We start from the raw sequence: 13454 nt of genomic DNA on the forward strand, positions 1-13454 counted from the left end.
TCCGTCTTTTACTGTACACTTTTTCCAGTAATTCCGTCTTTTACTGTACACTTTTTCCGGGAATTCCGTCTTTTACTGTACACCTCTGAAATAATGTCCTGTAGTAAAACCCTTTCCAAGTTTTTCGCAGTTTTCCGGCCCCTGTTTCCCGGTTTCAAGATAAGTATCAATTGCTTTTCTGTAGGCTCTGGTCACTTTTCGGATTTCGTCCGGATTATCCATTCCGAGGGTTTCTACCCTGAGGCTTGAAACTCCGTTTTCGAGAATTTCAGGAACGTATTCAAGCATGCAGAGTGATCTTGAGTTAAGGAGGTGCATTCTGCATTCATAGTCCATGAGCAAGGGAAACTCATAGTTTTTCTCATCTACCAGTGTAAACTTTCCTGACCTGCATGGAGCGCTACACTGCCCTTTGTTGTTCCCGAGAAGCCCGCCTGTAAGGCAATGTTCGGATTCCATCAGTTCAAGCCTGCCGTAAACAATACACTCTGCAGGCCCACGAGACGCAATGCTTTTTAATTCCTCAAGGGTTAGCTCCGGAGAAATCACAGCCATCTGAGCCCCTTCCTGCAATATAAAAGCGAAGGTACGGCTGTTAAATATGTTCAGAGGACTGTCCGCAATAAAAGGGATTTTCTCAGCTTTTGCGAGGCCAAGGGTTCCCAAGTTTGAAACAAGGACCCCGTCAGCCCCCAGTTCCCTTACACGAGAAAATATTTTTTCTACAGACTCCATTCTGGGATCTTTAACAAGCTTTGGAGTAATGAAATAGATATTCTTGCCTGCCTTTTGAGTCTCAGAGACAGCTTTTTCAAAAACTGCGTCAGATCCTTTTCCCTTTTCCGAGCCCTTTTCTTGCCCTGTAGTTACCGGTCTTCTGAAAAGCCCTTCGCCGAAATAAATCCTATCTGCTCCGCCTGCAAGTGCCCCTTCGAGCCCTTCAAGAGAATACACCGAAACCGAGAGCATCGGATGTATAGGAAGGCACTCTTGAACAGTTTTTTCGGCTTCTTGGCCTACCTTTTCTACTGATTCTCTTGTTGTTGATTCATTTTCGACTTGTGCTCTGTCTACTGGTACTCTATCTACTGATCCCTTTTCTCCAGATTCGTAGGACTGTAGAGTATCAAGAGGTTTTCGTTTCCACCTGGAAATCCGCAGATTTTCAAGCTGTTCTATTGCTTTTGTCCTCAGCTCGTTCAACTGCCCTACAGGAATGAAAATATCTTCTTCCACAGTGACATGGAGTTCAGCAGCCTCAAAAATCGTGTTTCCGAGTTTTGAAAGTTGTTTTTCGATGCGGGCTTTTGAAGTTGGTTGCTTTTTGGCGTTCTCAACCAGATATTCAGACTCAATTGTTACTGCATTTGAGTCTCTGTCTTTTACCTCAAGCCTGATAGTTTTCCCTGATGCAACGGCTGCCGTGATAGATACAGGAATTTTAGGCCTCAGGCTCCCGGATTCGCTTTCTTTTTTTAGGGAATCCATAAGCATTTTGTCATGTGTCCTGTATACTGTGCTTCCTGAGGGTGCCCTTGAATCAAAAGGAATTTCTACCGTATCTCCGACTCCTGCACTGTATACTGGGCCTTTTCCGGCATACATTGAGGATATGATTTTTCCTTTATCTTCGGGCCTGGTCTCTGCATTTTCAACCATTATCCCGTCTCCGAGACGAAGAAGTCGGGAAAGTTTTACCCGGATACGGTTTAAACGACTGTCATACCCTGTAACTGTACCCGCCGGAACTCCACGGTTGTGTGGGTTCTCACGGCTCATGAGCTCCTGACGTGGGTTTTCAAAAAAGTAACCCTGAGTAAAACCCCTGTTAAAGAGCTGGGTTAGTATTTCCTGCTCTTCTTCGGAAACGTAATACTCTGCAGGGTTTGCAATGTACCTGTCAATCAGGCGGCGGTAAATCCTGACGACCCCTGCAACATATTCCGGCCTTTTCATCCGGCCTTCGATTTTGAAAGATTCAATCCCGGCTTCTATAAGAGCTCCCAGGCCTGAGGTTGTGTTAAGGTCTTTTGGGCTTAAGAGGTAACTGCCTGTTGTTTTGATTTGTTTCCCTTCGCAATACAGCCTGTATTTTTTACGGCACGGCTGGGCACAGAAACCCCGGTTTCCGCTTCTTCCCCCTATAAGGCTGCTCAGGAGACACTGGCCGGAATAGGAAATACAGAGAGCCCCATGTATGAAAACCTCGATTTCAGTCCCAGTTTTCTCTTTAATCATTTTTATTTCTTCAAGCGAGCATTCCCTTGAGAGCACGACCCTCTCTATTCCCATTTTTTTTGCGAATTCAGCCCCTCCGCTATTATGTAAAGTCATTTGGGTGCTCGCATGCAGCGGAAGGTCAGGCAGATATTGCCTTGAAAGCGAGATAAGTCCAAGATCTTGAATTATGATTGCATCGGTCCCTATTTCTCTCAGCCAGGAAAGCAGCTTGAGGGCGTTTTCTACTTCTTCTTCCTTGAGTAGCGTATTTACGGTTACGTATACTTTCACGCCTCTCAGGTGAGCATAATCGATGGCTTCTTCAAGCTCTTTCTCTGAAAAGTTTGAGGCATACCCCCGAGCACTGAAAGCCCGAGCTCCGAGGTATACGGCATCCGCTCCATTTTCGACGGCTGCAATAAAAGCTTCCATGCTTCCTGCCGGGGCAAGCAGTTCCGGTTTTTCAGGCTTCATCAGATGGGATTAGAGATCCTGTCCTTAATTAAACTTTGGCATACTTTTCTTGCCTGCAGGACCAATAGTTAAAGGATTCAATAGTTAAAATTCATGAAAAAATAATATTAAAAAGGATAAAAATAGATAAGAATGAATGAGGTCCAGCCTGAGGGACACTTGCCGGACAGGCCGGTGATATACTCTGTATTATGCTTTCGGCCCTATTATAAAGCTCACAGTTCTCCCGGCTTTCTCATCTTTTGAAGCCTCGCAGAGCATCTTTCCATCGTGCATGTGACATTCACAGGAGTAATCGAGTTTATCTGTTTTTTCCACATATCTGAAGTGTATTTTGCAGTACCCTTCCGCACACCCCAGCCCATATTTAACCCAGCCTTCAATGTTCGCTCCACCTTCGCAGCTCCCTTCGCATGCAATGAGCTCAAAGCTCTTTTCCTCATAAGATTCAATTTTAGCTGGAGCCTGGTGACCTTTTTTGAATTTCCCTTTCTCAATTCTCTCAGCTTGGAGCACAAGATCCTCGCCAGTGTTGTTAAGAATCTTCAACTGCAAACCCTCAAGAAGTTCCATGGTTTCGGCTTCTGACATATATATCCCCCGATAAATGGAGAATCCAAATAAGAATTCCACATAAGAGATTGCCTCTAATAAATAAAAAAGTATCTCAAAATATATATGAAAGCAAATATGAAAAAAGTCTCCGAAAGGACGAAAACCAGATAATCAAGATCCAGAGAACAAATTCTGAAAATCAGCCTTTTGAAAATCAGTCTCTACAAACAAGATACTTAACATACTCAGTCCGTACAGATACAGGGCTTCCGTTTGCAGGTAGGGCACATACCAGAATACTTCTTAAGGAAGGCTTCCTCGAGATTCACACCGTAAAGATTGGCAAGCGCCCCTATCCAGGCGAAGCAATCTGCAAGTTCCTCTTCTATATTTTCTGGCTCTTCCCTGCGTATGGCTTCGGCAAGTTCTTCAATTTCCTCAACCAGCCAGAGCATGGTAGCCTTACCTCCCCTCTTCCTGTCATTATGTGCATACATTTCAGACATTAGCTTCTGGAATTCTGAGATCTCCATTGTTTTTCCCCACTCCCATTTGTTTCTGTTTTTTCCTGAATTTAAAGCCTTACAGGAATTTCCCTTTCCCTAAGGTATTCTTTGACTTCCTTGATTGAGTACTCTCTGAAGTGGAAGATACTTGCTGCAAGTGCGGCATCAGCTTTTCCAATTGAAAAACCTTCGTAGATGTGCTGAGGGTTTCCTACTCCTCCAGAAGCTATAATCGGAACATCGAGCTCTTCTGAGAGCTTTCTCGTAATTGGCAGGTCATAACCTGCACATGTGCCGTCCCGGTCCATGCTTGTGAGCAGGATTTCTCCGGAACCCAATTCTTCTGCTTTTCTTGCCCATTGCACAGCATCGATTCCTGTAGCTTCCCTGCCTCCGTAAATTACAACCTCATACCAGACAGGCGTTCCGTCTTCGAGCTCCAGAATAGTTTTATTGGGATTATTCTTTATGTCGGTATTTCGCCTGCAGTCGATAGCAGTGACGATACACTGGGCTCCAAATATATCTGAGGACTCTTTTATGAAGTCAGGATTCTTGACCGCAGAAGTGTTAACTGAGACTTTATCTGCCCCAGCTCTGAGGATCTGGCGAATTGCATCAATGGAGTTTATTCCTCCTCCAATCGTAAGAGGAATGAAAACCTCGTCTGCAGTTCTTTCGATCACATCGATCATAGTTTTCCTGCCGTGAGCCGAAGCTGTAATGTCCAGAAAAACAAGTTCGTCTGCGCCCTCTTCATTGTAGCGCTTGGCGAGTTCTACAGGATCTCCGGCCTCTTTCAGGTCCACAAACTCAACACCCTTAACAACACAGCCGCCTGCTCTGTCAAGGGTCACATCAAGGCATGGTATTATTCTTTTGGTGAGCATCTATGGGATAATAAATTTAACTTTTATTAAAAGCTTGTTGAAATTAAGCCAATGCCAATCTTAGTGCCAGTCCCGGATTAACGGCAGTCTTAGATCAATGGTAGTCTTAGACAGTAGTCTCCAGCAAAAATAGTCCTGTTTTATCGACCGAAAATTACAGATAATAATAACCCTGGATAGTATTCGCTAAAGAATATTTTTATTTAAGTTTTTTAAAGGAAAGAGAGATGCCGAAAAATCGTTAAAGATAAAATTCTAAACTCATTTTTTCGCAGACTTAAAAAGCAGGATTAAGAGAAGTAAGATCTGAACACGAAGTCTGCCTGTTCCAGTAGAATCTAGCCGAAAATATTTATCACTCGGGCACCTTCAAGCCTTGACATCTCGACTTCAGAATTTTCAAGCACATTTTTTCTGACTCTTATCGGGGCTCCAACGCGCAGGGCAAGGGCAATGCAGTCGCTTGGTCTTGCGTCAAACTGCATGATTGCGTTGTCTTTTTTTATCAGGAGCCGGGCATAATAGATTTTATCCACTTTTTCGTCAATCAAAACTCCCTCGATTTTTACGTCGAGCCTCTCAAAAATAGTGAGCATAAGGTCATGAGCCAGAGGCCTGGGAGGAGAAATATTTTTAATTACATTTCCTATTGAGAGAGCTTCGAGATGCCCTATGTATATAGGTAGCATATTCCCCTGCAGATCTTCAAGAAGCACTACAGGAGTTGGGTCTGTAAAAACATCGACTATATAAACATCCCTGACTCGAATTTCCTTAAAATCTTCATAAGTGTCGATGTCCATATTTAATGAATGATTTTAAACTTATTAATACCTAATTTAATTTTTATAAATATATTAAAAATGCTACCTAAAGATCGGATTCAACTTCTTTTGTCAGAACTTTCAGCCTGATTTTGTTTTCGAGGCAGCAATCAGGAATTCAATTTAGACCTAATTCAATTTAGACTTAATTCAATTTATACCTTATTCTTACAAGAACCTTTAACATTCCAGGCTTTTTCGGAAGCCATGTTTACCAATCAGGGGTACAAAAACGACTCCACCTTTTTTCTTTTTATGTATGTGCCCTTTCCCGTCTTTTTTAATTTTATAAAGTTCTTGAAAATAATCCCCCACAGGAATCAGCATTATGCCTCCAGGCTTCAACTGTTCCAACAAAGGCTCAGGGATATAGGGAGCTGCGCATGTCACGGCTATCCTGTCATAAGGAGCATACTAAGAACAACCCATTGAGCCGTCTTCAAGTAGCACTGTGACATTGTTATACCCTGTTTTTTTCAGGTTATCCCTTGCAAAATTCGCAAGGGATTCTATACGTTCAACAGTGTACACGTGCCCGCTTTTTCCGACGAGCTCCCCCATAACTGCAGCATTATACCCTGAACCTGACCCTATTTCCAGGACTTTATGCCCTTTCGAAAGTTCAAGGAGTTCACACATCATCGCAACCATGTGCGGGGCAGAGATTGTTTGCCCGTGGCCGATCTCAAGGGGTCTGTCGATATAAGCTGCTTTTTGCTCATATTCCGGAACAAACTTATGCCTTGGAACACGGAGCATAGCATCGCGGATGTTCTCTTTCAGCAGCAGGTAAGCCTCAAGGTTGTCTACTAGGTGCCTGCGCATTGCTTCGAGCTTTTCTTCCTCTTCTTTTTCTTTTTTATCTTTTTCTTTACCACGGCCCTCTTCGGAATTCACGCTGACCCGAACCTTCCCATTTCTTTCTCGCAAAAATCCGTTTTACGTATTTAGCAAGCACAACATCGCCTTTTCTGGATCGGAATGCTCCATCCCTCACCTTGATTTTATTGATGAAAAGGCTTTTATTTCCCACTCTTTCTTCGGCTCCTACGACAAATTCATACTCGCCAGGCACACGTTTTTCAAGGACTTCGGTTTTTTCAGTCCCTGCCTGTGCGGAAAATTTTACAGTTACCTCATCAATAGCTCTGCCCCAGATTGTCTCGGTATCTTCTGCCCGAGCAATATGAACTCGTTTTCCTCCTGCATCAAGAGCAGTAATCAGAATAGGCACTACCATCCCTGTTTCCTCGTCATCTACAACCAGCTCATCGTCCACCTGAAGGACAGTCTCGGAATCCAGTTCAGTTTTGTAAGTGTTTGAAATGTCCATCTTACTGACTATCACTTTCAATCTGGCGGATTTGGGGGTTTTAAGCTTCACTGCATGCACCTGACCGCACTCCAGACAGCGGACAAGCGGACTCTGCCCCTCTTTCAGAACCTCGTGCCCTACCTCTTCTTCAGGGGAGCATGAAGGGCATTTAACTTCAATTTCTCTTGTCATGGTATAATCACTAGATGGATTCAAGATACTAAATACTTAACTTCTCCGGCGACGTTTTCCCTGGAGGTAAGTCTTTTTAATATTTTTCAGGCTCATTTTGAAAGGTCACTAAAATACACAAACAAAAATTTGATACAAAATTATGACGCTTAACTATATTAATATATACTACAATCATTTTGGTTGTGATATTATGGTAAAATTAGATGAAAAGATGAAAACCGCCTTTTCAAAGGTGAAGATCTTTCCTGTAGCTACGGCCTCAAAGGATGGAGTTCCAAACGTAGTACCTATAGGATTCTGCCAGCTTGTGGATGATGAAACAATCTGGATTGCAGATAATTTCATGCTTAAGTCCCTGGCAAACCTGAAAGAGAATCCGAATGTTGCAGTTTACGTTTGGGGTCCTGATACAGGTGGCTGCTTCCAGATAAAAGGTAAAGCGGATATTATTGATTCTGGGGAAAAGTTTGAAAAAATGCAGTCAATTGTGCATGCAGCAAAACCCGGGCTTCCTGCAAAAACTCTCATAGAAGTCGAGATTACCGAGGTATTCCAGTGTGCTCTTGGCCCGGATGCAGGAAAGAAATTGCTCTGATCGAAACTCAAATTATGCTCTGTAGAAATCCTGATTTGAGATTACTATAAGGTTTTGTATAGTCTTCGGGAAATGAATATTTTATAGGCACTTCACTAACTAAAAATATTTTAAGTTCTCGAATACTTTACATTTTCCGAATGCTTTACAACTACCGAATACTTTGCATCTACCAAATACTTTACGTCTACCAAATACTTTACATCTACCAAATACTTTACATCTACCGATATATTGTCAGGCGATTCGAGTTACTGGTGATGGAAGAAAAACGGACAAAGAAACCCATGTGCTCGTCTCAAGTACATCGGCTGAAACTTATTACGGATAAGCTTACTAATGGCTATGAAATCATCAAGACAGTATCTTTTCACCCAAATGTGCATTCTTTTAAAAATTTGTTTCTGCAGAGAATTCGGAAATATGAAAAGAATGGCGTAAATTTTGAGCTGCTTTAACTCGATATGGTTGAAACTATATGATACGGGTAACCTCCAATTTTCAGACAAAAAGGACTTTAAGAGAGTAAAAAAGAATTTCTCTTTAAATTCTCCCTTTGGTTCTTTTTATATATTTCTGTATTGCGTTCCTGTAATTACTGAAAATATGAGGAGTTAAAAAGAATGGTAGATAACAAATTTGAACATTCTAGACCTCTAGATCCCAATACTCTCAACTATCTAAGAATAAAAATGTTAGAACGAATCAGGCATGCAGTTGATGAAGGACTCGCAAATACTTCTGATTCTGATTTAACCGAAGTTATGATTGATCTCAAAACTTTGCTCAAAGATGTAGAAACCGAAATGACTAATAGAGGCATGAAGTTAACAAAAATGAGTTCAAAACCTTCATCTGGGCCAGGCAAAATGCAGAAACCTATGCATCAATAAAAACGATAAATCTGGTTTTTGTGTTAAAAAGAATAAAAAGTCAATTTGAATTTGTGTAGTTTTCGGGACACACTATTTTCCAAGTTTTTGATTTATTGCTGTTAGTTGCCAGTGAAATTGATTGTAAACTTTGACAATTTCAGAAAATACTAAAAAGTTTCCTGGAAAGGCATCAGGTGGAATTTGCTATCAAAAGTTTTATTATAACGGAACGCATTGTATAACATCTCATAATTGAGATGCATCTCGATATTAGGGTAGGTGCCGACAGTGCCTGATATTGAATACCTTAAAAAACTCGCACTTATAGGAGCAATAAATAAAATCATCAAGGTCTCATCAAGCGAGTTTCAAAAGCATACTGGGGCAAGCTCCAAAACCGCAGCAAGAAAGCTAAAGCAGCTGGAAGAAGATGGGCTGATCGAAAGGAAGATTGTTCCCGGTGGCCAGTTGATAAAAATGACAGAAAAAGGAATTGAAGTTCTTAAAAACGAATACGTTGATTACAGCAGGATTTTTTCTCCAGAACTCGATGTTCTCGAACTTGAAGGAAACGTGCTCAAAGGCCTCGGTGAAGGTCAGTATTATGTAAATATACCCGGATACCGGAAGCAATTTGAAGAAAAGTTGCATTTTGTACCTTTTCCCGGGACTCTGAACGTGCAGCTTTCAGAAAGCAGTTCTCCTCTTCGAAACCTTTTACGTGAAACGCCGGCTATCCGGGTCGAAGGTTTCAATGACGGAGAACGTACATTCGGAGGCGGAAACTGCTATCCAGTTGTCATTGGCGGTATAGAAGCTGCTGTAGTCGTTCCTGAAAGAACACACTACCCCTCGAATTTGATTGAAATCATCGCGCCTGTAAAGTTAAGAGACGCCCTGGAATTGAACGATGGGGACAGAGTTGTGGTAAAGTTAAAAAAACAGGGTACGGAGAACCAGAAATGAACAGAAGTATGGTTTACGAATGTCTTACGTACAGAAATGAGAATATCAACCGGGCGCTGGAAGCCCTGAGAGCCGGAAAAATGATCCAGATTTACGATTCGGACTCAAGGGAAGGAGAAACTGATCTTGTAATTCCTGCAAAAGCGGTCACTTTCAAAGACGTAAAATGGATGCGAAAAGATGCAGGCGGCCTTATCTGTGTGGCTGTAGATCCTGTAGCATCAAAACAGCTCAGGTTGCCTTTTATGGCTGAACTCGTCAGGGAAGCCAGTAAAACCAGTGATGTGCTTGGGGAAGTTGTAGAGAAAGAAGGTGACCTTAAATACGATTCTCATTCTTCCTTTTCTCTCTGGGTCAATCACAGAGATACCAGAACCGGGATTCCTGATAATGAAAGAGCTCTTACTATCCGGAAAATCGGGGAGATTACGGAGAATAAGTTGTCCGGGGATGTAATTCATTTTGGAGAAGAATTTAGAACCCCTGGGCATGTTGCACTGCTGAGGGCTGCCGAAGGGCTTCTGGATGACCGCAAAGGCCAGACCGAACTTTCAGTTGCTCTTGCCCGTATGGCAGGCATTACTCCTGCAATGGTAGTCTGCGAGATGCTTGATGATAATAATGGTAAAGCTCTTTCCAAAGAAGACTCAAAAGAGTATGGTAAAGAACACGGATTGGTGTTTCTGGAAGGGCAGGAAATAGTCGAAGCCTATATGACATGGGCAGGCTCGGAATAAGAATTCTTGTATCCTTTTCAAATTAAATGGGTTTCCAACCTAACTTTTGCTTTTTTAGGTGCATATATGCTATTTCGTATATATGTAAGGTTAGATGATTGCGATTTACAAATTTCACCCTGAATCTGATTGCCTAAGCTTAAACTATGTATAGGTATCAAGCGACAGTTATATGCCTAAAAATGCGGAACTAAGGTTTAAATCACAGAAAAAATATAATATCATTTCCATCTTTTTCCTTGTCACCTCTTTGAGTAAAAATAGAACTCGAAGCTTTAAAACAATCGCAGTCTTCACTGTATATCAATCCTTATGAAATTAAAAATAAAAGATGTGCCAAAGCTTTTCGAATTTTGTATTCTATCATTGGCCACAATCTTTGTGATATACTCAGAGGTTGACGTCTTAAGATGTCGAATATTGATTTTAATGAATACCGGATTCTTCTTGTTAATTCAGATTTTCAATCAAGAAACGTAAAAATCACTGGATTTTGGAACAGAGTCGCCTGAATTTGGATTTATAGTATAAACTCGCATCACGCAACACATAAAAAAGAACTTGTAACTGAAAGCGAAGTTTTTGGACAAGAATTAGAAACGTTTTAATATAAAAAATCCAAATATAGAGCGAATCAATGATCATGGAATAAAAATAGCTGATTTCCCTCCTGAAGGATCTAACATATAATCGATACAACTGGTTCCTTTAATGGTTTTTATGAATAATGTGGAAATGATATAATTATCGACGGTGAACTAGGTCAAGATTAGATGGCGCTAATATTGAACGACATGGGTCAGGCATTTAATAAATTTTTATTATGCCTGCAGATTATTTATAATCTACATCCCGGTTTTCATGATTTTATAAACTCCGGTTCAATCTGTAATTAAAGAGCATGGTTATGTAGAAATCCTCTGAAATCAAGAATTTCTCATTGTTTAACCTGAATTACCTAATATACTTTTACATATTCATTTTCAGATCCAATGAAAGCTGATTTCGAGAGGTTGTCTACAAAGCCAAAAACGCAAAAACTACCTGGGTTTTGGAATTGAGTTTTAGAACAAGAAACCTGTATTCGGCAGATCAACATTAAATGTGGATATTTTTCAGGATAAGTATCTTCTTCAAACTGTATGGTAAAAGTAGGTCTCATATATGTACTGGAAGTTTAAAAATTTACTCAAGTTTAAAAATAAATTAAGACACTAATTCAACTTTCTAAACATGTAATAAAATTATTCTGGATTTTTTGGTTATACCATATTCCCTTAAAATGAAGAGGATGATCAGGATAGCGCTTTTCAAACGCCCTATTAATTTGCCCGGTATTTAACATGTGTTAACATATGGCCAGGCGTCATCATAAAAAACATCAGGCCATTTTTACAGCAATTTAGTATGGGATATAATGCAAGTCCCCACAAAAACGCCATAAGTGAAAATATTTGAAAAAACAATTTATCTGCCGAATGTAGGACGAAACATAAGGAGTAAGACAATGAAAATGAACAAAAAATTGTGTTCAGTAGCTTTAGCTTCAACGGCCATTGTTTTATTTTTAATTCTAATGTTATCTACTACATCGACCGCTACTGCACAAAATCCTTCAAGCACGGCTAAATACGCTTACATCACGAATAGCGGCAGCGCCACTGTCTCTGTAATTGACATCACAACAAACAAAGTTACATCCACAATAAATGTAGGACAATATCCCTACGGAGTTGCAGTTAACCCCGATGGAACAAAAGTGTATGTGTCGAAAGAAAAAAGTGGAACTATTTCCGTAATTGACACTGCAAAAAATAAGGTTACAGCCACAGTGAGGGTAGGAAAAAACCCCTGGGGAGTTGCAGTTAATCCGACGGGAACAAAGGTATATGTGGCAAACGAAGGTAGTAAGACAGTCTCTGTAATTGACACTGCGAGCAACAAGGTTACAGCTACAGTGTATGTAGGAAATTATCCTTGTGGAATTGCAGTTAACCCGGCAGGAACAAAGGTATATGTGGCGAATTCCCTTGATAACACTGTTTCTGTAATTGACACATCAACAAACAAGGCTATAGCCACAATAAAAGTAGGAAACCTCCCTACCGGAGTTGCAGTTAATCCGGCGGGAACAAGGGTATATGTGACGAATGAGTACGATGTTTCTGTAATTGACACATCAAAAAATAAGGTTGCAGCAAGAGTAAAAGTGGGAAAGTACCCATGGGGAGTTGCGGTAAACCCGGCTGGAACAAAGGTATATGTGACAAACTATGGAGATGGTACTTTTTCTGTGATTAATACGGCCACAAACAAGGTTACAGCCACAGTGACGGTGGGAAGTTATCCATTAGGGATTGCTTTCAGTCCGGACGGGACTAAGGCATATGTGGCAAAAGAAACAAGCGGAGCTGTCTCTGTAATTAACACAGCCACAAACAAGGTTACAGCTACAGTGAGGGTGGGAAAAGACCCTGCTGCATTCGGGCAGTTTATAGGTTCTGTTTCTGTGCAAAATCCAGTAGTTCCTGATGCAGATTTCATTGGTTCTCCAGTCTCAGGAAGTTCCCCATTAAACGTGCAGTTTACCGACAAGAGTACAGGTTCCCCGACTGATTGGAAATGGAACTTCGGAGATGGATCGGATCTGGTGACTGAATATAATCCAACACATACATACTCAAAACCCGGAACGTATACTGTGAAAGAGACCGTGAGTAATGCAGCAGGTAAGGATACGGAAATAAAAACGGATTATATAACCGTGACAGAAGCTTCACAAACTCCTGATGCAGATTTCATTGGCTCTCCAGTCTCAGGAAGTTCACCATTAAACGTGCAGTTTACTGACAAGAGTACAGGGTCACCGACTTATTGGAAATGGAACTTCGGAGATGGATCGGATCTGGTGACTGAATATAATCCAACACATACATACTCAAAACCCGGAACGTATACTGTGAAAGAGACCGTGAGTAATGCAGCAGGTAAGGATACGGAAATAAAAACAGATTATATAACCGTGACAGAAGCTTCACAAGCTCCTGTTGCAGATTTCTGGGGCTGGCCACTCTCAGGAAATGCTCCACTAAAGGTAACATTTACTGAGACCAGTACAGGCTCCCCAACCTCATGGAAATGGGATTTCGGAGATGGTAAATCTTCAACAGAAAAGAGTCCAACACATACATATTCATCTGCAGGAACTTACACGGTTAAACTCACAGCAACAAATGAAGCAGGAAGTAGTACAAAATCAAAATGGAAATATATAAAAGTGTCAGAGTGACTTCAACTTTGAA

The 13454-nt window shown here is 41.1% G+C and carries 11 protein-coding genes and 1 pseudogene; 5 read left to right on the top strand and 7 right to left on the bottom strand.

Going from position 1 to position 13454, the window contains the following annotated elements; translation table 11 throughout:
- Positions 1-72 precede the first annotated feature (72 nt).
- The 7 genes and pseudogenes from MSKOL_RS02520 to MSKOL_RS02550 form a co-directional block, all read right to left on the bottom strand.
- Entirely contained in the window at positions 73-2694 is a 2622-nt protein-coding gene (locus MSKOL_RS02520) for a DUF3656 domain-containing protein (RefSeq protein WP_048153488.1), read from the bottom strand.
- A gap of 189 nt (positions 2695-2883) precedes the next feature.
- Entirely contained in the window at positions 2884-3285 is a 402-nt protein-coding gene (locus MSKOL_RS02525) for a hypothetical protein (protein WP_048117685.1), read from the bottom strand.
- Positions 3286-3494: 209 nt separating this feature from the next.
- A complete protein-coding gene (locus MSKOL_RS02530) occupies positions 3495-3782 on the bottom strand; it encodes a MazG nucleotide pyrophosphohydrolase domain-containing protein (RefSeq protein WP_048153490.1) in 288 nt (95 codons plus the stop codon).
- 41 nt (positions 3783-3823) lie between these two features.
- Positions 3824-4645: an imidazole glycerol phosphate synthase subunit HisF gene (hisF, locus tag MSKOL_RS02535; RefSeq protein WP_048153491.1), complete on the bottom strand. Its 822-nt coding sequence runs from the start codon at positions 4643-4645 to the stop codon at positions 3824-3826.
- 338 nt (positions 4646-4983) lie between these two features.
- Positions 4984-5448 carry a bifunctional nuclease family protein gene (locus MSKOL_RS02540; RefSeq protein WP_048117696.1) on the bottom strand — a complete coding sequence of 155 codons (465 nt, stop codon included), beginning with the start codon at positions 5446-5448 and terminating at the stop codon, positions 4984-4986.
- 201 nt (positions 5449-5649) lie between these two features.
- Positions 5650-6399, bottom strand: a pseudogene (locus MSKOL_RS02545) (protein-L-isoaspartate O-methyltransferase).
- On the bottom strand, positions 6341-6976 hold the full coding sequence (locus tag MSKOL_RS02550; protein WP_048153493.1) for an HVO_0476 family zinc finger protein: 636 nt from the start codon (positions 6974-6976) through the stop codon (positions 6341-6343). Before MSKOL_RS02550 ends, MSKOL_RS02545 begins: the two are co-directional and overlap by 59 nt.
- A 193-nt stretch (positions 6977-7169) precedes the next feature.
- On the opposite strand from MSKOL_RS02550, the gene MSKOL_RS02555 reads away from it, so the two are divergent.
- From MSKOL_RS02555 to MSKOL_RS18595, 5 genes are all read left to right on the top strand, one after another.
- Positions 7170-7574: a pyridoxamine 5'-phosphate oxidase family protein gene (locus MSKOL_RS02555; RefSeq protein ID WP_048153494.1), complete on the top strand. Its 405-nt coding sequence runs from the start codon at positions 7170-7172 to the stop codon at positions 7572-7574.
- A 623-nt stretch (positions 7575-8197) separates the two neighbouring features.
- Positions 8198-8467 carry a hypothetical protein gene (locus MSKOL_RS02565; protein WP_048117708.1) on the top strand — a complete coding sequence of 90 codons (270 nt, stop codon included), beginning with the start codon at positions 8198-8200 and terminating at the stop codon, positions 8465-8467.
- A 270-nt stretch (positions 8468-8737) separates the two neighbouring features.
- Complete coding sequence (locus MSKOL_RS02570) at positions 8738-9415, top strand: winged helix-turn-helix domain-containing protein/riboflavin kinase (RefSeq protein ID WP_048117711.1); 678 nt, start codon at positions 8738-8740, stop codon at positions 9413-9415.
- Positions 9412-10152 (top strand): 3,4-dihydroxy-2-butanone-4-phosphate synthase, encoded by a 741-nt coding sequence (gene ribB, locus MSKOL_RS02575; protein ID WP_048153499.1) that lies wholly within the window; start codon positions 9412-9414, stop codon positions 10150-10152. The genes MSKOL_RS02570 and ribB overlap by 4 nt, the downstream gene beginning before the upstream one ends.
- Positions 10153-11659: 1507 nt before the next feature.
- The gene (locus tag MSKOL_RS18595) at positions 11660-13441 is read left to right on the top strand and encodes a PKD domain-containing protein (RefSeq protein WP_052725311.1); all 1782 of its coding nucleotides are present in this window, start codon (positions 11660-11662) and stop codon (positions 13439-13441) included.
- Positions 13442-13454: the final 13 nt, after the last annotated feature.

Origin of the sequence: Methanosarcina sp. Kolksee (assembly GCF_000969945.1) — an archaeon.
Classification (GTDB): Archaea; Halobacteriota; Methanosarcinia; order Methanosarcinales; family Methanosarcinaceae; genus Methanosarcina; species Methanosarcina vacuolata.